11 protein-coding genes are annotated in these 20,219 nt (G+C 59.9%); 2 read left to right on the top strand and 9 right to left on the bottom strand.

The window, feature by feature from the left end:
• Window positions 1-48: 48 nt before the first annotated feature.
• From R3C19_03460 to R3C19_03430, 7 genes are all read right to left on the bottom strand, one after another.
• Entirely contained in the window at window positions 49-1,878 is a 1,830-nt protein-coding gene (locus R3C19_03460; GenBank protein MEZ6059400.1) for a hypothetical protein, read from the bottom strand.
• Entirely contained in the window at window positions 1,875-3,776 is a 1,902-nt protein-coding gene (locus tag R3C19_03455; protein ID MEZ6059399.1) for an MBL fold metallo-hydrolase, read from the bottom strand. Before R3C19_03455 ends, R3C19_03460 begins: the two co-directional genes overlap by 4 nt.
• Window positions 3,777-3,898: 122 nt before the next feature.
• Window positions 3,899-4,699, bottom strand: a complete 801-nt coding sequence (locus R3C19_03450; GenBank protein ID MEZ6059398.1) for a DUF4058 family protein — start codon at window positions 4,697-4,699, stop codon at window positions 3,899-3,901.
• 30 nt (window positions 4,700-4,729) lie between these two features.
• Window positions 4,730-6,073 carry a DUF1552 domain-containing protein gene (locus R3C19_03445; protein MEZ6059397.1) on the bottom strand — a complete coding sequence of 448 codons (1,344 nt, stop codon included), beginning with the start codon at window positions 6,071-6,073 and terminating at the stop codon, window positions 4,730-4,732.
• Window positions 6,074-6,076: 3 nt separating this feature from the next.
• On the bottom strand, window positions 6,077-9,100 hold the full coding sequence (locus R3C19_03440; protein MEZ6059396.1) for a DUF1592 domain-containing protein: 3,024 nt from the start codon (window positions 9,098-9,100) through the stop codon (window positions 6,077-6,079).
• 52 nt (window positions 9,101-9,152) lie between these two features.
• Window positions 9,153-10,673 carry a sulfatase-like hydrolase/transferase gene (locus tag R3C19_03435; GenBank protein MEZ6059395.1) on the bottom strand — a complete coding sequence of 507 codons (1,521 nt, stop codon included), beginning with the start codon at window positions 10,671-10,673 and terminating at the stop codon, window positions 9,153-9,155.
• 53 nt (window positions 10,674-10,726) lie between these two features.
• Window positions 10,727-13,258 (bottom strand): Xaa-Pro dipeptidyl-peptidase, encoded by a 2,532-nt coding sequence (locus R3C19_03430; GenBank protein ID MEZ6059394.1) that lies wholly within the window; start codon window positions 13,256-13,258, stop codon window positions 10,727-10,729.
• Between the two features lie 256 nt (window positions 13,259-13,514).
• Here R3C19_03430 and R3C19_03425 point away from each other — a divergent pair, with 256 nt between their 5' ends.
• Window positions 13,515-14,255 (top strand): DUF1080 domain-containing protein, encoded by a 741-nt coding sequence (locus R3C19_03425; protein ID MEZ6059393.1) that lies wholly within the window; start codon window positions 13,515-13,517, stop codon window positions 14,253-14,255.
• Window positions 14,256-14,542: 287 nt separating this feature from the next.
• Here the strand turns inward: R3C19_03425 and R3C19_03420 are convergent, their stop codons facing one another.
• Window positions 14,543-18,025 (bottom strand): protein kinase, encoded by a 3,483-nt coding sequence (locus tag R3C19_03420; GenBank protein MEZ6059392.1) that lies wholly within the window; start codon window positions 18,023-18,025, stop codon window positions 14,543-14,545.
• Between the two features lie 339 nt (window positions 18,026-18,364).
• Complete coding sequence (locus tag R3C19_03415) at window positions 18,365-19,081, bottom strand: hypothetical protein (GenBank protein ID MEZ6059391.1); 717 nt, start codon at window positions 19,079-19,081, stop codon at window positions 18,365-18,367.
• A 267-nt stretch (window positions 19,082-19,348) separates the two neighbouring features.
• Here R3C19_03415 and R3C19_03410 point away from each other — a divergent pair, with 267 nt between their 5' ends.
• Window positions 19,349-20,089 (top strand): sigma-70 family RNA polymerase sigma factor, encoded by a 741-nt coding sequence (locus tag R3C19_03410; protein ID MEZ6059390.1) that lies wholly within the window; start codon window positions 19,349-19,351, stop codon window positions 20,087-20,089.
• The last annotated feature ends 130 nt before the right edge of the window (window positions 20,090-20,219 follow it).

Genomic DNA, 20,219 nt, shown 5'->3' with positions numbered 1-20,219 from the left:
GCGAACTCAGTCGCGGTGTCAGGCAGCACCTGGTAAGAATTCGGCACCTTACCGGGCTGCAGGTGTTCCGCTTCGGATCGTCACCTTCGTATCCAGGTGCCGTTCGTTCCGAAGCTCTATTTCCGTCAGTTTCCAGGCACCATCGGCGCAGGTCACAACGAAGTCGGCGTCGAATTGGTTTCTGCGACGGTGGATGTGGCCCCAGTGTTCGATCGTTCCGGCAAGATTCCAGCGGCAGGATACTTCGAACTCAGACGGTTTGTGCGATCCTTCTCCGTTTCGTCGGACGCTGACCAGTTCGACATCGTCGATTCGAGCCGACGGTCCGCCCTGCTCTTCCATCGCCAGGCTGCGGCGAGTTTCGATGTAGATTGTTTCCAGCAGCCTTCCGTCAACGCTTAACGCAAGCGCATCGTAGACGGATTCTTCGTCGCGACGGTTGAACGAACGATACGTGTTCCGGTGGACCTGACGGAAGATCCGAATGGCTTCGTCGTCGGTCAGTTTCTGAAGGTTCGGGGACGGCACGGATATCAGACAGAATGGACCGGGCCATGTCAGAACCGACCCTGCCAGCAGGCAAATCGCAAATGCCGCGACTGGAATGCTGCGGCGAGCGATCGCGATGAGGCCGACGCCAATACAGACCACCGAGATCGTACCGCTGAGCCAGGGGATGTGTGTTTCCGGAATTTCGATCGGCCGAACGACAACCGGCTGCAGCGGCGCGGGGTCGGTGGCATCTGGCGGGCGTTCCCAGTTGAGTACGTTGCGGTTTCCGAGCCGCCCAAGCTTGTGGCGACTGACTTGATCTCCGGCGATGACGGCCGTCGAAACGCCAAGCAGGCCGTCATGGAATCGGTCCCAGGTCAACCGCAGACGTTTCGGCGGCGACGCGGTGCGATAAATCAGGATGATGCCCGCTCGCGCGTTCGCCAGCGGAATCGGGCCAGGTTCCGTCGGCTGCGCGAAGTCGGTCAGGTTCAGTCCGAAGATCTCGCACCGCTGAACCGCGGGCCGAGACTCACGATCATCGATGCCAAGCGGATTCCCCGCAGCGAAGTACTGCGCAATGCTCTGGCGCAGCGAAGTCTGTTCGTCGATGTCAAGGATCGCGCTGCTGTCGTCCGGCATGGCAACTTCGCCAGCCAGGGTCAGCACCGGGATCAGGATCTCGTGGCGCACTTCGAAGTCTTCGACGTACAGGAACGAATAGACGCCGCTGAAGCTGGTGATTCCCAGCAGCGACTGCCGTTCGCGCGCCGCCCAGTCTTCACGTTCCTGATTCGAAGCTTCGGGTGAAAGCGGTGGATTGTCCCAGTTGATGCGCAGCGACCAGGGATTGTGCGGCAGCAGTGTGTGTTCGAACGGTGCTCCGGCGTTTTCCTGAGTGACTCGCAGCTTCATCTCCGACGGCAGGACAGCAGCTTCATCGGTGAACCGCTGCGTGAAAGTCAGGACGTCTGGTGCCGCTGCGAACGTAAACTGAAGTTCAAACGTCAGTTGGTGAGCCATCAGCTCGGGAAGCGGCACGCCGTTCTGAGGCACATCCGCAGCGACTGCGTTGACAGACTGTGGTACGTATCGCGTGCCTCGGGCGTCTGTGATTTCGAATCTGTCCTGCAGGAATTGCCTGTGCAGTTCGATGCCGCGTTCGATCACACCGCGTTCCAGCACGTCTTCGCTGTTGGGCGCCAGTTGATGAAACAGGAACAGATCTTCCAGAAGCACATCGATGCGCGCGGTTGCGTGCGTGCGCGTGAGGTACACGGAGGTCTGTGTGATGGAAATCGGGTGTGCGGCGGCATTCCCGGACAACGCGATCATCAGCAGCGACGTGGCACCGATCAGCCCTGCGCGGCGCGTGGCAGCAATCATGGTTCAACCGTGATCTGTGCGTCCGCCCAGCGTCTGAACGACATGCCGTCGCTTTCGATATCCGCTGTGACGACGTGCGGTGTTTCGTTTGCCGCGTCGGCGCGCAACAGCACAGTCGCGGCACCCGACTCATGCGGTTGCAGCGTGACGGATTCTTCACCGGACATCAGAGTCAGCCCGCCGGGCACCGCAGGCGTGACGCGAAACTGTCGCACGACCGGAGAATGGTTCGTGATCCGTACCTGCAGTCTGAAAGTGTCGCCCGTTTTGGTTCTTACGCCCCGCGGATACATGACGGCCCACTGTTCATCGACGCCGTAGTTCGGGTCGTCCCAGGGAAAAAGTTCCGCCAGCATGTTGCGACGTTCGCGATAGCGCTGTTCGAGATAACTCAGTTCATCATCAGAAAAGTCGAATACGTATTCGATGTGTTCGTTCACCAGCCAGCAGTCTCCGGCGTCGTGAATCTTCTTCAGGCACAGCAGGTATCCTTCGTCATCGTGCAGCAGGTTTCGGTTCTGCACGCAGTAATCGTCGAAACCTGACGGGGCGAACGCATCGCCGATAAAAAACACGGGTCGTTCATCGGGCTTGCGGACATGCAGCGCACCGTGATACCACGTCTGGCCGGGGAAGTAATGGAACGTCAGTTCGAACTCGTTCCATTTCATCGACTGGCCGTTTGTCATGCGCTGAACGTGACGAATCGGATTCGCGGTCAGAGCCGGCAGGTGGTACGCGTCAGGATTTTCCAGGACGTCAGCGTATTCCGGCGTGGCGTAAACCGGGCAGTCGAATTTTTCGGCGGCGGCCTGAACCATGTCCGTGTGATCGTCGTGAAAATGTGTGACGAAGATCCCGTCGACTTTCTCAATGACTTCCTGATCGATCAGTTCCTGAACCGCATCGATGACGCGCTGGTAGCCGCAGTCCAGCAGGAAGCCCCGGCGGTTTTCTGACAGCAGCAGCCGGCTGGTTGAGTTCTGAAAGATCCAGTCAGGCGTTTTCTCGTGCCGCGAGTACGGCATCAGTTCAATGTCAGCACCCTTTCCAAGCACTCGTTCGCCGCACAACTTCATGCGATCTTCGCGGAAATACCAGTGCAGCGCATTTGTCGATAGGTAATTGCGGTAAACGGCCTGGACTCGCTGCTTCAGCCGACGGGCAGATTCCTCCGGGTTCTGGATCACCGGGCCTCGCGCCGGAACGATGATGTCCAGCCTGGCTTCGACGATCCGATCGAGACTGGTGACCAGATCTGCCAGACGGGCTCCGTAACCGTGGTAGCCGCGAATCTGTGCGTCCGGGATCGCGTCCTGAAAACTGTACAGATCCGGTATCCGACCGTCGCCGTAGATCAGGTCGCCCGTGAAGCCGATGCGCTTCCCGTCAAGTTCCACGACGTACGTCGTCGACCCGCGCGTGTAGCCCGGAGTTTCCAGCACCTGAAAAACGAGCCCATTCCATTCGATTGTGTCGCCATCTCCGACCCAGTGATCGACGGTAATTCGATGATCGGGGATCTTTGTCGACTGCTGAGCGTAGTCGTGAAACTTCGCAGTCGGAAATGCCGCCCAGAACTCCGGGCCGCTTTCGAGCAAGTATCTTTCGCGAACCGGTGCCGTGACCGAGGCCGTTTCCGCGGCGCCCTTCATTCGCCACACAACGTCGCGGCGACCGTGGGTCAGCAGCAGCCGGTCGACCGGGCCGTCGTCCCAGCCATACACCGCAAGCTGCTGACCGTTTGATCGAATGACAGCGCCGTTGACCGGTCCGTATTCAACGATGCAGTTTTCCGTGATCTGGTCACCGGCGCTTTTTGTCGCATTCATCGTCGCGGACAGAACCGCGGCCATGGCCGCACAACGGCAGAGATCCAACGCAGACTTTCCCAGCATGGCAGATTCCTCGGAAAACGATATGAGCTACGCTGCCGGAACAAGGCTTGTGGCAAACCGTTCCGTGTTTGAGCAACCGGCTCGCGACAGTGACACTGAGATGATGCGGCGGCGCGTCAGGGTCAGATGCTGCGGTCACGTTCCTTCAAAATCGCTGCGATCCACGCTGAATCAGACTCGTTAAATCTGGCCGCAGGCGGAACGGAATAGTCAAAGCGGTAGTAGCGTCCGTCGCGGTAACAGGCGTCAATCAGCGGCTGAAGCTCCAGCACGAGGTCGCGTTCGTCGGGCCGCAGTGGAATCGGAATATTCGGCAGCCGTTCCTGAAGCGGAGCACGGTACAACTCGACCTGGAACGGATCGATTCCGCGGCTGACGCAGACCATGTAGGGCGTCCTCTGGTCTTCCAGGATTTCTTCCAGCGGGGCCGCCAGCACATACGCTCCCTGTCGCACGAGGTCGATTTCCACCAGGTTGACTCCGGCATCGAGGTAACCGAGCTGCTTGCGCGTGTACTGTTCGCGATTTCGCGAGCCAACTTTGTTCCAGGGACTCAGGAATTCGATCGCGGTGACGACCTTCCCGTCCGCGGTTGTGATTTCCAGATGGCGGGTCGCATGCGGCGGTCGCTTCAGCAGTATCGGGGCGGCGACGGTCGCCTGGCTGCTGCCCGCATGGCTTTCGACGGGCGTCCCGGTTCGGAACGAGGGCTCCTCGGCAACATGAATGTCGGGGATAATGGACCGCGCGTGTTCACCTTCGGCGTAAACGGCGAGGCTTTCTTCGATGTTGGCCTGCAGGTCGTCAGGAAGGTGCTGGTTGATCTCGTTAGCAGCATAGACGATCAGCCTGGCATGGACTTCACGCCACTTGGATTCGAGATACGGGTCCATGCCCGGAAACGGACTCTTCTTTGACTTCACGGAAACCTCCGACTTGATAGCGATCGGCCGCTACAGATTCGCCAGTTGAGTTTCGGCGTCACCGAATCGTTCGGTCTTCAGGCCCATGCGATTCATGAGCGTCAGGTACAGGCTGCAGAGTTTGCGGTTGTCGTCACCCGCTTCGGTGTAGTCCAGCACGCGGCCGGTTTCGAGAGTGCCACCAAGTCCGCCGACGGTCAGCAGCGGCACTTTCGTCGAATCGTGTTTGCTGCCGGACCACATGTTGTTGACGAACAGCAGACACGAATTGTCCAGCACGGTGCGATCGCCTTCCGACATCGCGTCCAGCCGGCCGGCTAGATACGCCAACTGGCTGCAGTAGTACCGCGTCACTCGTTCCCAGTCTTCGGATCGATCGTTGTGCGAAGCGGAATGGTGAGCGTTGCGGACATCAAGGAACGGATAGAACAGTCCGGAAATGTCCCGACACAGCAACAGCGTCGCGAAGCGTGTCTTGTCCGTCTGAAAGGCCATCGCAATGATGTCGCACATCAGCTGCATGTGTTCGCGGATGTCTTCGGGCAATCCGTTATCGGGTCGCGGCATTGTGGCGACGGGTTGTCCCTGCTCGCGAGCACGTTCGATGGTTTTGTTCTGTTCGTCGCGCTGGCGGTCAATCCGTTTTTCAACTTCTCGAACGCTGGTCAGGTATTCGTCGAGCTTGGCGCGGTCGCTGGAACCGGCCTGGCGGCTGAGACTGGCGGCGTGTTCGCGGACGCGATCCAGCACGCTTTTGTTGCGGCGACTGCCGCGGTTGTCGAACAGGCTGTCAAACGCCAGCGAAGGATAGACTTCCATCGGCACGGGCGACGTCGCGTTCTGCCACGAAATGTGCGAACTGTAGGCCATCGAAAAGTTCGTTTCGTGATAGCCGGTAATCGGTTGTTCGCATCCCAGGACCATGCTGGGCTGAGCGGTGTCCTGCCCGAGGTGATTCGCCAGAACCTGATCGACGCTGATGCCGCCGCGAAGTTCCGCACCCTTTTGCAGTGCGGCTCCGGACAGGATGTTTCCGGTCTGGCCGGGATGAATGCCAACCCCGGTCGCGTTCTTATTGAAGAGTCCCTGGATCACATTCAGCTTTTCCCGAAGCGGCTCCAGCGGAGTCAGGCTGGGGCTGAGTTCCATCTCCGATCCAATACCCTTCGCCCACCAGTGATCGGGGTGAACTCCACATGCCATGAACTGCACGGCGAAGCGCTGAGGAAACCCGTCGGATCCGTCAACGGCCGAGGTTTCCAGCCCCCACACCGGAACCGAGTCCAGCCAGGGCAGAGACACGGCGACACCGGCACCGCGAAGAACAGTGCGGCGTCCGACACGGCGCGGGCGATTCGGAATGTCGCTGGTCATGATTCACTCCGGCGTTGAAGAGTCGTTGCGTTTGTTCAGAAACTGCGGACTGGTCACGATGGATTCGATCAGGCTGCCGAACCGGAAGTCATCGGATTCCAGCCGGCTGCGCATGTCGCGGATCAGCAGTTCGTCCGAAAGGATCAGGCTTCGTCCAAGGGCATACGATAACAACTTGCGGCACAGGTTATCGAGGAAATCATCGCGCCGCTGTTCGACGAGGTACGTTTGCAGATCACCGACATCCGCCGCGTCGATGCCGCCGGGCAGAGTCGCAGCCGTGTCAACGGGACGGCCGCCGAGATCCACGTCGCGGCGTTCTCCGACCGGACCGAATCCCTCGAAGACCAGGCCGACGGAATCAATCCGTTCGTGGCAGCCGGCACAGCTCTTGTTGTCACGATGCTGAGCGAGGGCTTCGCGCAGCGTGAGGTCTCCCAGCCGGGATTCGTCATTCGGCAGTTCCGGAACGTTTGGCGGCGGCGGTGGAATGCGCTCGCCCAGCAGACGTCGCACAACCCAATAGCCGCGTTTGACGGGGCTGGTCCGCAGACCGGGCGCGTTCTTCGTCAGGAACACCGACATCGGCAGCAGTCCTCCGCGACTGTACTGTGCCGCGTTGTCGATGCGGTCCCAGTCGTCCGCTGCCACTTCTTCCGGCACGGGAATGCCGTAGTGCCGGGCCAGCACGTCGTTGACGAACGTGTGATCGGCGTTCAGGAAGTCCAGCACCGATCGATCATTCTGCGCGACATCGACGAAGAATCGGATGGGCTCTTCAAACATCGCCTGCCGCAGCTCGTCGGTGAATTCCGGGAACCGTTCGCGATCCACGCTGTTGTGTTCTTCGAATCGCCGAAAATCGAGCCAGTTGCCGCCGAACTCCGTCGCCAGGCCTCGCACGCGATCGTCACGCAGCATTCGCTGAGTCTGTTCGAGCAGAGTTTCAGCATCGTGCAGTTTTCCGCTGGCCGCCGCTTGCAGCAGTGTTTCGTCCGGCATGCTGGACCACAGGAAGTAGCTCAGGCGGCTCGCAAGTTCATAGGCGGTCAACTGCCGACGACCGTTTGCGGAAGACAGCACTTCCGAATCAGGACGACCGAGATCGAGTCGATAACTGAAATGCGGCGAAACCAGGATCGACACGATCGCGTCCTGAATGGCCTCTTCGTGAGTCAACCCGTCGTCTCCGCGCAGAGTACGATAGAATGCGACCAGTTCATCGCGTTCCTCAGACGACAGTGGCCGGCGATACGCCCGTTCGGCGAAGTCCTGAACGGCCTGCAGGTGCGACGGCTCCGCGGCCAGTCGGGCGTTTTCGACCCAGCGGATTTGTTCATTGATCTCACGAAAGTAATGAGCAATCGCCTCCATCGCGACCGGTTCGCCGCCGTTGGCCTCCGCCTTCGCCAGATACACTTCGGCCAGCTTCTGAATCATCTCCGCCGATTGTGCCTCGCGATCCTCCGCGCGGGCGAAATCGAATTGCGGATCGCGCATGAATCGTGAATCCGTTCGTTCAAACCACAGAAATCCGACATACTGCCGCATCGGTGCCGACGCGACAAAATCCAGCTCACGCCAGAGTGAATCCAGTTCCTGCCGCTGCGATTCGTTCAGGACCATGTCGTACAGGGGACCGTCGTCGCGGAAGTAACCCATCATGCTGTGGAAGCCGGCGCTCAGCAGACGGCCCTTTTCTCCCTGCTGCTTTTCGGATTCCTTTACGTAGTCACGGCCTCGTTCCGAGATAAAGAAGGCATCCGGAAATACTCGGCAGAACTTCGCGAAGGCAGCTTCGTGACGAGCACGTTCGCCATCACCGGCGGGAATCAACAGGTCTGCATCGACAGTGGCGGTTTCTTCGGAGGCATCGTCGTCCGGGGCATCCGACCGGGCAACCAATACTGCCGGATCGAATGACCGGCGGTGAGCCGCATACTGCCGGTTCTTCCACAGCACAAACGGCTGCGAACCCACATGGACGCCTTCGATTCGCAGATTGTCAAACTTCGGCACAAGCTTGCCTCGCAGCACCGTCACGAAGTCCCGCATTCGTTCGCAACCGCTCTGAATGGTGTCGGTCTGAGTTGAGTCGGAAGGCAAATCCCGAAACATCGCCTGCAGCTTTGCGACCGGGCCGACAGAATTCTCCGCATCGTTCAATAGCGACCAGACAATCGACAGGTACTTACTGCTGATCTGATTGGCGGCGGCAAGGTCATCAAGTGACGCATCCGCTCGTCCGTGGGCTGCTCGATGCCGATACTGCCACGCCGCGCGAAAATAGGCCGCATAGTCCACCGGCTGCCGCAGGTAGAATTCAACAATCCGCTTCACGCAGTATTTGTCGCGGTCAGTGTCGGTCACCACCGGATGCGGGGCGAAGGCAATGCCGTCCGGCTTGAGCACCAGATGTTCGACGACGTGCCGCGCCGCTTCCAGATACTTGTTCAACAGCCCGGGCGAAAGCGCCAGCGATTCACCGGAATTGTCAAACCCTGCTTCATTGGCCGGGTCAACGGGAAACGTGGCCGTCGGTCGGATGTCGACACCGGTCAGATCCCGGATGGTGTAGTTGTATTCGGCGTTGCTGAGCCTGCGGGCCAGAACAAGACCCGGATCACCCGCATGTCGTGCGGCTTCGAATTCGCGAGCCGCCGTGATCCAGTCGATGATCTCGCGCCGCTGTTCCGAAGTCGGCCGGTGATCAATTTCCGCCGGCGGCATTTCGTCTGCTTCAAGTCGCTCGATGATTTCCTGCCAGGTCTGATGAGCTTCCGAAACGGAGTTCACAGTGCGAAACCGGCTGAGATCCAACTTCGCCTGCGGATCGTCCGCGCCGTGGCAGTCGATGCAGTGATTCGCCAGAAATGGCTGCACGGTTGTGTTGAACTGTTCGGTCAGTTGGTTCAGACCGGTACCCGCGGACTCGGCAGTCTGGCCTTCACCCACGACAGGCGATACGAGGCTGACACTCAATGCCAGGGTCAGTGCGGAGGACCAGCTTGATTTGTAGACTGCCAAAACGTACCTGCCCTTAACTGAATGCGCTAACGTCATGCCTCCGGTGGCAGCACTAATGATAGTCAGCTCCGGTCAGACTGGTGAGCACGGACTGTTGCCAATCGCGAAGTTGCTGTTGCAGATCCGCAGCGATCTCCGGATGAGATTTGATGACATTGCTCTTCTCTGAGGGATCGCTTTTCAAATCGAACAGTTCCAGTCCGGCGTCACGTCCGGCGCTGTTGCCAACAACCAGCTTGTAACCGTCGTGCAGGATAGCGCGTGCGCCGTTGAAGTCGCGTTCGTCGATTTCGGGATGATGTAAGTTGCGGAACGATCGTGTCGGTCGACCGTCCATGAGTTTCACCAGCGGTGTTGTGCCCTGCTGCAGATCCGGATCGATCCACGGTTGGCCGCGGGATTCCCGTCCGTCGTCGAAGCTCCAGAAGCAAATCGGACCGGGGCGTTTCGTCATGCTGCCTTCGATCAGCGGCTTCAGACTGATCCCGTCCAAAGGCCGGTCGGGCAGCGGCTGGTCCGTTACGTCACACAGCGTCGGCAGGATATCGCTGGTTACGGCACTGACGTCAGAAACCACGGGCGATGATATCCGCGCCGGCCATTCGATGATGCCGGGAACCCGGATGCCGCCTTCATACATTGTGGCCTTCTGGCCTCGGAATGGAGAGGTCACGATTCCGTCGCCTGACGTGCCGTTGTCGCCGCAATACCAGAGCAGTGTATTGTCTCGCAGGTTTCGTCCGCTGAGCCACGTGCGTAACCGGCCGATGGAGCGGTCCATCGCAGTGATTTCCGCGTATCGTTCCTGCAGGACGTCGGCCAGCGGACGTTCAACCGGTGCTCCCGTTTCGTTTGATGTCAGACGCACAGTTCGCTGATGCAGAGCTTCCGGCAAATCGTCATACAGCGCGAGATCGTTATCGACGCCGCTGTAGGGTTCGTGCGGCGAACCAAACCAGACGACAACGAAGAAAGGTTGTTGGTGGTCGTGTGCCGACTCGATGAACCGAATGGCGTTCTCGACCAATATCTCCGAGCTTTCGCCGCGAAATTGCTTCGGCATTTCTCCCCGGCGCGACAACCAGGGATGGAGTTCGAAGAAATTGTCGTGAGAAAGCCAGTCGTCAAATCCCATTGCTCCCGGATTTGTCGGCGAATCTGCCCTGACCGGACCGAGATGCCATTTCCCGAAATGCCCACAGCTGTAGCCGGCTTTGCTGAGAATCTGGGCGATGCTGACTTCTTCGGGCCGAATCGACCAGTTGGGGGCGAATGTGCCATAGCGATTCGGATGACGTCCGGTGATGACACTGCCGCGAGTCGGGGAACACGTGGGGTGCGCCGAATAGAACCGGTCCAGTCTCAGACCGGATGCCGCCATTTCATCCAGGACGGGTGTCTTCAAATACGGATGACCATTGTAGCCGGTTTCGTCCCAGCCATGATCGTCCCCCATCAGCAGGATGACATTTGGCGAGTCGCCGCCCCGAGCCGACGCGATGGTGCCCGGAAGAACAAGCAGGATTCCCAGCGCAAAGGCGGCGGACTGAGTCAAAATCAGTGTATGCTTCATCAGAGGCTCCGGTTCTGATCGGAACGGGGCAATGATTGTTCAGGTCGCCCCGGCTATTGCATGGACCGCTCAAATGCTTCGCGTCCACCGACGACAGGAAGCGTCAACTGCGTCGCATCCAGATCGATCGTCAGCTTTGTTCCCGGCGCGGGCCACAATGTAAAGTCGCGGTCTGTGGAAAAGATCATCAGTGCAATTTGTTTTTCCGCAGGAATCATCTGGTCGTCCGGCTGCAAATCGAACGTCACGTCATAGAACCGGCCCGGGACCAATGGCTGTCCGTCTGTTAGTGATGAGTGGTTTTGCGGATCGGCCCAGCCTCTCGAGATGATATTTTCATGCACCGGTGCGTCCGGCTTCTGAGACCACGGCAACGAGACCAGCCACACAGACAGATTCGCGGCCGGCTTGTCACACGACAGGCGCACGGAAATTTTTGCGGTTCCCGAAAGATGCAGCGGCTGCTTCAGCGGTTCCGTGACGTACAACAGTCGATGATCGGTCCAGTCCGCCTGAGCCAGAGTCGAGCCGCTGAATGAGAAGTTGTCCGTGAGCGTCTCGGTCCCCTGCCCCGACACGACTTCCGTGCTCAGCCTCCCCTGTCGAACTCCGCCGGAACGCGGATGCAGCGTCACCGGTGTCGCCTGGGGATTCGGATAGTCGGCATAGGAAGTTGGTTTCAGGCGATCATCACTTTCCCGGACAATCCAGGCTTTGGGATCCCGCTCCACACCGTTTTCAATGCCATAAAGGTACCGCGTGAACCAGCGGTTCATCATTGACAAGGGTGGTGGTCCGCCGTGACCGCCCTGATGGAAATAGCACTGAACGGGAATTCCCTTTGCCTGAACCGCTTTGTAAATCCGCACGCTGTGTTCCGGCATGACGTTCCAGTCATTGAAGGCGTGAGCCATCAGCATGGGAGCCTTCATCGGGGCAAGATCGTTCAGATAGTCCCGGCTGGCCCAGAAGCTGTTGTAGTCGCCGCTCTCGCGATCGAAACCCTCCGCCATTTCCTGATCGCGCACGTGGCAATTGCAATACTCCCGATGGTCCGGGTCGCCACTGTTGATGTAGTTATACAGTACATCAACGTCTTCTCCCGTGTAACCTCCGGGATGGCGCACAAGGCCGTGCGACCGATAGTAGTGGTAGTACGACGTATTGGGTGCCACGGGAATAATGGCTTCCAGGCCGTCGACGCCCGTTGTGGCAGCGGCGAGTGGAATCGTGCCGTTATAGGACGTTCCTGTCATGCCCACCTTTCCGGTACACCAGTCAGCGGTGACGCGTCTGTTGCCGTGTGGAGTTGTGTAGCCGGCGGCACGGCCATTCAGCCAGTCGATAACGGCTTTGGGAGCCAACGACTCGTTGTCGCCGCCGATCGTCGGGCAGCCCTGTGAAAGCCCCGTTCCCGGCGACGCCGAATGGACGACAGCAAAGCCGCGGGGAACCCAGTCGTTCCAGTGCGATCGTGAAATGACGAGTCGTCGGCTTTGACGGGCGATTGACGGTGGATCGCTGTGAACAGCTGGTTTCGTCCCCAGTTCCTGACGCGGATCCCAGAAGAAATCGCGAGTCTCAGACGCCGTGCCGGAATAATAGGGACTTGAGATATAGACCACGGGAACCTTCAGTCCTTCCGTGTCGGTCTGACGCTGGCGAGTGACGCTGACGTGCATACGATCCGGCCGACCGTCGCCGTCCGTATCGAATTCCGCTTCGACCCACAGATCATGGTGAATCCATTGTTCGGAGTCCTCAAACTCAGGCACGATCTGAGCCTCGCCGTTGTCGAACCTTGGTCCTGCCTTCGTTCCATTCTCAGGGGAATGTGAGCGATAGACGGGAGTCAGTCTTTCAATGCCGAGGTCATCCGCCGTCTGCAGCATTTCGTTCAACTTGTCGACCAGCGGGAATTCGACACCGGCCTCAAACAGGGCCCTGACCTTCTCCGCCTCGTTGGCACAGCAGTAGTTGATGCGAACTCCGGCGTCACGAAGCTGCCTCGTGTGCGCCGAGTCGACTGATTCACCGCCGTAAAGCTGGATGAAGTGTGCTCCGGCGGCGATTGTTTCATCGACATACTGCTGTGAATTTCCCTGGCGGTCCATGTTGCAGATCAGAATCTCCTGCGCTACTTCTCGGGCGGCTTTCGCCTCTTCCCGGCTGCAGGCGAGAAAGCACTGGTGAAGTCTTCCGGCGTCGACGATCGCCATCACGGTCTTTTTGGCAAGGTCGGCGCCTCCCTTCAGATGAACATTCAGCCAGACGTTGTCCGGCATCATTTCCAATGCTTCCTCCAGCGTTGGCACACGTTCGCCTTTGAACCTGTCGTCCTTCCAGCGGCCGGCGTCGAGCCCGCGGATGTCGTCCAGCGTCAGATCGGCGACCGCCCCCTTCCCGTCAGTCGTGCGGTCGACTGTCGCATCGTGCATCAGCACCAGATGACCATCCTTCGTCAGCGCGACATCGAATTCGATCATCGTCGCGCCCAGCATGATGGCTTCGCGAAATGCGGCCAGCGTGTTTTCCGGATGAGTGTCACTGGCTCCGCGATGAGCACAGATGCCTCGTTCAGGCATTTCGAACGGAACTGCAGACTCGGCGGCGTGCGCAGAGGCGCGAATGCACAGAGCGATGCCTGTGACGAACGTTAGGAAGACGCGACAGCTCACGGGCATCACGATGACTCACATGGCGGGATTGGAAACAGAACAGCTCTGCACAGCGTACTCAATCGCCGCGGTGCCTTCGATCATTTCGTGTCGATTGTTAGACTGTGCCGCTCGTCACCCGTTCAACCGGCCAACACCATCAGTTCACAAAAAGGCGAATCTCATGCACCGCTGCTTTCTGCTGCCTGCCGTATCCCTTGTTTTCCTGGCGTCCGCGATGGGCGAGGACATCAAGGCTCCGCCGGAATCCGACATGCACCAGCTTTTCAACGGCCGAAATCTGGACGGCTGGGACGGCGATCCGCGGCTGTGGTCCGTCAAAGACGGCGTCATTCGCGGCGAAACAACTGAAGACAACAAAGCCGACGGCAACACGTTTCTGATCTTTCAGGATGCCCGAACAACCGACTTCGAACTGCGCTTGTCGTTTCGCTGCAACGCGACAAACAACTCCGGTATTCAGTACCGCTCGAAGCACATCACGGACGGCGACGTACGTAACAAGTGGGTCGTGCGAGGCTACCAGCACGAAGTCCGCAACGAAGTCGACTTCCCGGACATCTCCGGATTCATCTATGACGAAGGCGGTGCGACGGGTGGTCGCGGGCGAATCATCATGGTGGGAGAAAAAGGCCGGTGGGAAGGCGACAAGCTGGTTGTCGACGAAGAACCGCTGATCACGCCCGAGGAATTCACGAAGCTGTTCAGACTCGACGACTGGAACGACGTGATCATCATCGCCCGCGGCAACCACATCCAGCACTACATGAACGGCCGGCTCATTCTGGACTTCACCGACAGCCCGGAGAAAGCTTTGACCGACGGAGTCCTGGCCCTGCAACTGCACGCCGGCAAACCGATGTGGGCAGAATTCAAGAACATCCGCGGCAAGTACCTGAACTGAGCCACGCGGCGAATGTGACGGCGACCGATAAAAAACCCCCGGGGTCGATTGAACCACCGGCCTCGACGCCAATACTGAGCGCGACGCCGGGGCGGCCGTCTGATGTGCGTGACATCTCCACCGGCGCACCAAGTCCGCGGCGTTCCAGGCCGGTAGCGACGCGGGCTCTTGCGCAGCCGATTCATTCCTGGCCGGTCAATTCACTCTTTGCGCCGATCGCTGCCACCCCATTGTCCGGGATGCTGCGTACCGGCAATGGGATTTCGCATACCGACATCGATATCACGTCATCGCTTCACCCGCTCCCATGCGCTGTGCAGGAGGTGGATGAGGAGCTCCGGGCGATCGGAAAGTTCCGCTGGTGCGACATCCAGTTGCAGCGAGTGTTCAGCGATCAGTGCGGCAACGTCCGGTTCTGATGTGACGGGTCCGGTGATGAGCGGTGTTCCCGGTTCGGCCTGCTGTGAAAGGAGCGTTGCCGTGCCGACGGCTTCGCCCTGGTAGTGCAGTCTGCCTGCGTCGGAGCGGATCGCCGCCGGAGCGCGGTGAATCGCGATTCGCGACTGGTCATCCGCGGCCGTGCTGCGATTGCGGGTCCATGAAATCGCTGTGCGAACGGCTGCGACCGGTTCGTGGAACACAGCGGTCAGTTCTCCGGTCGGTGCGTCGAACACCACGCCGTTGTTGTCGGTAACGATCTCCGCGATGGCATGGCAATCCCCTGTGTTTCTCGACGACATTGCCAGGACGGTGATGTCTTTGATGGTGCACAGTGCGTCGGGTGAGAACACTTCAGTGGGAAACAACTGTCTGAACAGCGGCATTGTCAGCACCTGAGCCGCCAGCACCGCGTCATCGCGAAGCGCGGTGCGTTCGATTCTTACGATGGCTTCGTCGGCCTGATCGTTGTGCAGAGTCAGCGACTGAACTGCGGGCTTTAGTTCCATGCGCGGGTTGCGGCCGTGCTGTGATCGTCGCCATGTGCCTGCATCCGCGGGTGCTCCCGTGAAAACATCGATGTGGTCCGCGGCCTCCGTGCCCGGACCGCGGATGGCGTATGTTCCGGCGGGAAGGTTCACTGTCAGCGACAGGCGTTCGTTGGCATGAAGCGTCAGTTGGGCGGCCACGTGCGGCAGATGTGCGGGGCCTCCGATGCAGTACGTGCGGACCTCGACCGGACGGATCGATTCGTCAACTCGAAACACAAGTTCGATGGAACGCGCGGGATCGACTTCAAACTGCAGATCACAGGCCGGACAGAACTCGTGATCTCGAACCGCCTGCAGCGTGTCGCGGACACCGGCCGAAATGCGGCAGACGGGACACAGCACATCCCACGCCAGCGTCAGCAGTCCGCCGTGAGTTCCGTGCAGACACGCAGACAGCAGTTCGTCTTCGTCGACTTTCATTCCGCGAGCCAGCGCGACAGGGCGAATGCGGGCGACTTCCTGCGGCGAGGCTTCGGTCAGGTAGTCTCCGAATTCATGAACGGTGGACGACGACACTCCGGCGTCGCGAAGCTGCTGCAGGCGAGCTTCCAGGCGTCGCCACTGGGCTCGAGTCAGCGATGCCGCCGGTTCGAATGCCTGGCTGGCGACGGAATACACTCCCTTGCCTGCGACTGCCTGATCGATCCGCTGGTACACGGCGGCGATCTTTCCGGGAGCGCGAATACCGATTTCCAAAGCTGCCAGCATTCGCCCGACGATTCCCGAAGGACAAATGCGAATCGTCTGTGACAGTCGCGTTCCTGTGCCGTGAGCGTTCAGTTCGACGACACTGGTGATCCAGCGAAACGGTCCTCGCGAGTATTCGCGGAAGACGCCGAAGCGGCGCGGTTCAACCCATTCAAACGGTCGTTCGTGCCATTCGATCTTCATGCCAAACCGCGAGAACTCGCCGAGCCGTCTGGCACGTCCGCGGTCATCCTGCGTGTCGGTGTAGCGGACGACCGGCAGGCCGACCGCACGGTTGAATCGGTCGGTGTTGGAAACGTATGGCCAGAGTTCTTCCGGCGACGCGGCCAGGTTCCACGTCCAGTGATACGTCATGACGTTGTCGGTCGGACCGGCCGGACTCGGTGGATGCTGCTGCTCGCCGGCGGCATCACCGCTCAGGAAAGATTCGAGCGCTTTCAGCAGTTCGCCGGCGCTGGCGAACCGCTGATCCGGCTGCTTTGCCAGACTGCGATCGACAACGTTGCAGATGCTGTCGGAAAGCTGTTCGTCGAGTGTCTTCAGGTACGGCGGTGGTTCTTCGGCGTGCATTCGGATCAGCGAAGCCATCGACCGGGCCGCAAACGGCGGACGTCCGGCCAGCAGATGGAACAGTGTTGCTCCGACGGAATACACGTCGCTGCGAGCATCCGCCGACGCACCGTCTTCATTCTGCTCGGGCGCCATGTACAGCGGCGTCCCGATCGCGCTTCCGATCTGCGTCAGCCGGGTGGCGTCGACGTCTTCCTGTCGCCGCGCGATTCCAAAGTCGGATAGCTTCACTCGCCAGGACGGCTGTTCCGACGGTTCGACGTCCTGCAGCAGAATGTTGTCCGGTTTGATATCGCGGTGCACGATGCCTCGCCGATGAGCATCGCGCAGCGCGCGGCAGACGTCGGCCATGATCGCCGCCGCCGTGGTTTCCGGAAGCTTCCCGCGTTCCTTCAGCTCACGCTGCAGCGAGCGACCCGCGACAAATTCCATGACCAGATACGGCACGCCCCCGTCTTCGTTGAATTCCAGCAGATTGGTGACGAAGGGATTGTTGAGCTGTTCCAGAACACGTGCTTCGCGACGGAAGCGTGCGAGAGCATCGGGGCGGCGAGCGATGTCGGGGCGAATGATCTTGACGGCAACCGGAGTTCCGTCCGCTTCATCCTGAGCGCGAAACACGGAACCCATTCCTCCGCGCCCAAGGAGTTCCAGCAGACGAAAGCGGCCCAGTCGATCACCCACTTCCGGCTCACGACCAACAGCGGCGGCGGCCGGGACGAAGGTGTCTGTGCCCGTCGATCGCATCGCCGTCGGGACTGTGCCCTCGGCGCACGGCGGAGCCGCGGCGGTGTCACCGAAAAGGCATTCGGCTTCGTGCTCAAGCCGTTCAGCCACTTCCGACATGCGCGGCCGGCGCGATGCATCGTCATCGGTCATGCGGTCGATGAACTCCAGCAGATCGGCTGAAGCACCTGACGAAGCGGCGTCGCGAGCCCTGGCGTCTGTTGCATGGCTGACGTCCGGCTGCGCTTCGCTGAACCACTTTCGAAGCAACTGACCGCAGGCAAGGATGTCCGAACTGAATTCCGCCGACGGCGCATCCACCGTGGGGATGAATGCCGTCAGATCGATTCGGATATTTCCGTCGACTTCGGCAATCGCGTTGTCGGCCGAAAGCATTCCGTGTGCGACGCCCACACGATGAGCGGTCGCAAGCGCGTCCGCCAGTTGGCAGGCTTTGCGAACGGACTCGGCAAAACTCTGCAGCGGTCGTTCAATCACCGCTCCGGGACGGCTGCCGTCTGCGCCGCAGCGGACGACAAGAAATGGAGGATCGTGATCCGTGTTCAGCTCAACGATCGGCACAACGCACGGATGATCGACCAGCCGGACTCGACGAATCCGCCGCATCAGGTGATCCCACAACACGCCGCTGTCAGCCGTGCGCCTGAGAAGCTGCAATTCCAGTTCGCCGGAGTGCGCAGCGGTAGTCACCCGATACCGCACGCCGGCCGGGCTGACTCGCACCTGACTCAGCAGTTCAAAGTTGGAGATCTTCATGGCTGTTGCGCGACGCGAAGAGACCTGAGATTTCGTGCCATGTCAGCCAAGTTTTAGTGGGTGACGGAGGCCGGAGCGAGTTACGAGCGAAACTCCGGGCTTCGTCCGAAAGCTCAGCCCGGTCGCTAAACATGCAGGCCGGCCAGGCTCGTCGACCTCCCGTTGCACGCAATTGCGTTCCAATGGGCTTGCGCTGAATGTGTTGACACCAGGCAAGGCGCAGTGCATGGGAAATCTTCCGGCCGATGGAATGCAAATCGCCGGCCTGCGAATGACAGCAGGCCGGCGACTTGACGATGTTACCGGATTGATGAAGCTTCTTTTCGACGTCGATACGACTTACAGAATTGCTTCGTCGAAGAAGCTACCTTCGATGCCCTGGCGGTACTCAGAGTAATACCTCCTGAGGTCCGACGGATCGGCTTGTCCAAAGTCGGTCTCGTCGGATTCTGATTCATCGCTGCCTGCTGAAGATTCGGCAGGTGCGTCCTGCCCCGACGCCGGAGTCGAAGTCTGGCTCGGTGTGCTCTCGGGGGTTGCCGGTGAATCGAACTCGGCGTGCTTCGCAAACCCATCGGCGGCCGCGTACCGGAACAAGCCAATCAGAAATCCTTCTGCCGCCTGTTCCTGGTCGTACTCCGAGACTTCCGGGAACCGCGGCGTCGCTTCACCGTCCGACGAACCCGCTTCGCTACTTCCCGGGAGGATCAAAGTGGCGCCGCCGGCGTCGATCGCACCGGCTTCGGTCCCGACCACGGCGGCCCCGTCGACGGTCGTTGTCTGCGAGATCGCTGCGGCCGCCAGTATGAGATCCGATGGTGCGCTCAGCGTCGCCGCGTCGGTGCTCACGGAAGGCCCCTGCAGCCGGGCGACGTCGGAGTCCGAAGTCGCTGCCGGCTGCGCTGTCGGCTGCTGTTCAACCGCCAGAGCTCCTTCGGCGGCCACGGCGACGATTCCGGTCTTCATGTCGCGAAACTCCAGCACTTCCGCTGCCATGCTGCTGACTCGGGCGTTCGATCGTCGTCGGCGATTTTGTCGGTTCTGCAGTCGGAACATTGCGTCGTCCTTTCAGTCATTCGGTTGAGACAGGATTGCTGAAGCTCGTCGCTTCACACACCGGGTACGGGCCTGCCGCCGTTCTGTTAATCAGATTTCAAGAAAAGTTGAGAAATCTTTCAGACGCTGCTTTGAAACGATTTGTCCGCGGGACTTGTCGGTGGCGCTGAATGGCACTTCTGTGACGTGCCCGCCGACAACTGCGTCCCCAATGAGCGAAAATCCTGGTACGATCTGCGAACGACGAAATTCGGGAGGCTGCCAGCCGTGACCGCATTCAACTCGCAGACATTCGACCAGCACCTGAGCAGCATTCAGACGTCGTGGTCGATCGTTCACGACGCCAAGCTGGGAACGAACGCCGTCGCCGCCGCGCGAGAAAAGCTGCTGCGACGTTACCGGGGAGCCGTCTATCGCTACCTGCTGGCTGTCGTGAAGGATGCTGCGGTCGCCGACGACCTGACTCAGGATTTCGCGCTGAAGTTCACGCGCGGCGACTTCCGAACGGCGGACCCGCAGCGGGGACGTTTTCGCAAGTTCGTGAAGACCGCCGTTCTGAATCTTGTTCGCGATCATCATCGCAAGGGCAGGAATCGGCCCGTCAAACTGCCTGACGAAGAAGCGCTTCCGGTCGACGCAGCTGCCGCTGACAGTCCCGAACAGCAGTTCGTGGATTCATGGAAACAGGAACTGCTGAACCGCGCCTGGTCGGCACTCAAGGCACAGCGGGAGACCGAACTTCCGCTGTTCGACGTGCTGCAGTTCCGGTCGCAGAATGCAGACCTGCGTTCGGCGGAACTCGCGAAACGGCTGTCCGACGTTCTGGGAAGAGAAGTGACTGCCAACTGGGTGCGGCAGGTGCTGTTTCGTGCTCGCAATAAGTTTGCCGAGTTGCTGCTTCAGGACGTTGTGCATTCGCTCAACGCGCCAACGCGAGACGACGTCGAAGCCGAACTGCGGGAAACCGGACTCTACGAATACTGCGCCCCCGTGCTTCGGCAGTCATGATCGCTGCCGAGCCGGGTCAGGACGATGAGGCACGCTGCCGATAGCGCGTCGGGCCGTGTGATACGAAAGACGTGCGGCAGATGCGAATCTACCCGCCGGCGGTGGAAGCGCAAGACGCAGGCCCCGGTTC

This window comes from Planctomycetaceae bacterium (assembly GCA_041398785.1).
Classification (GTDB): Bacteria; Planctomycetota; Planctomycetia; order Planctomycetales; family Planctomycetaceae; genus JAWKUA01.
This window is presented reverse-complemented; position numbering and strand designations above follow the sequence as displayed.

Excerpts from the sequence above, each read along its gene's own strand:
- R3C19_03415 (MEZ6059391.1), bottom strand. The coding sequence starts at position 19,081 with ATGTTCCGACTGCAGAACCGACAAAATCGCCGACGACGATCGAACGCC.
- R3C19_03435 (MEZ6059395.1), bottom strand. The coding sequence starts at position 10,673 with ATGAAGCATACACTGATTTTGACTCAGTCCGCCGCCTTTGCGCTGGGA.
- R3C19_03445 (MEZ6059397.1), bottom strand. The coding sequence starts at position 6,073 with ATGACCAGCGACATTCCGAATCGCCCGCGCCGTGTCGGACGCCGCACT.
- R3C19_03430 (MEZ6059394.1), bottom strand. The coding sequence starts at position 13,258 with ATGCCTGAACGAGGCATCTGTGCTCATCGCGGAGCCAGTGACACTCAT.
- R3C19_03425 (MEZ6059393.1), top strand. The coding sequence starts at position 13,515 with ATGCACCGCTGCTTTCTGCTGCCTGCCGTATCCCTTGTTTTCCTGGCG.
- R3C19_03420 (MEZ6059392.1), bottom strand. The coding sequence starts at position 18,025 with ATGAAGATCTCCAACTTTGAACTGCTGAGTCAGGTGCGAGTCAGCCCG.
- R3C19_03460 (MEZ6059400.1), bottom strand. The coding sequence starts at position 1,878 with ATGATTGCTGCCACGCGCCGCGCAGGGCTGATCGGTGCCACGTCGCTG.
- R3C19_03455 (MEZ6059399.1), bottom strand. The coding sequence starts at position 3,776 with ATGCTGGGAAAGTCTGCGTTGGATCTCTGCCGTTGTGCGGCCATGGCC.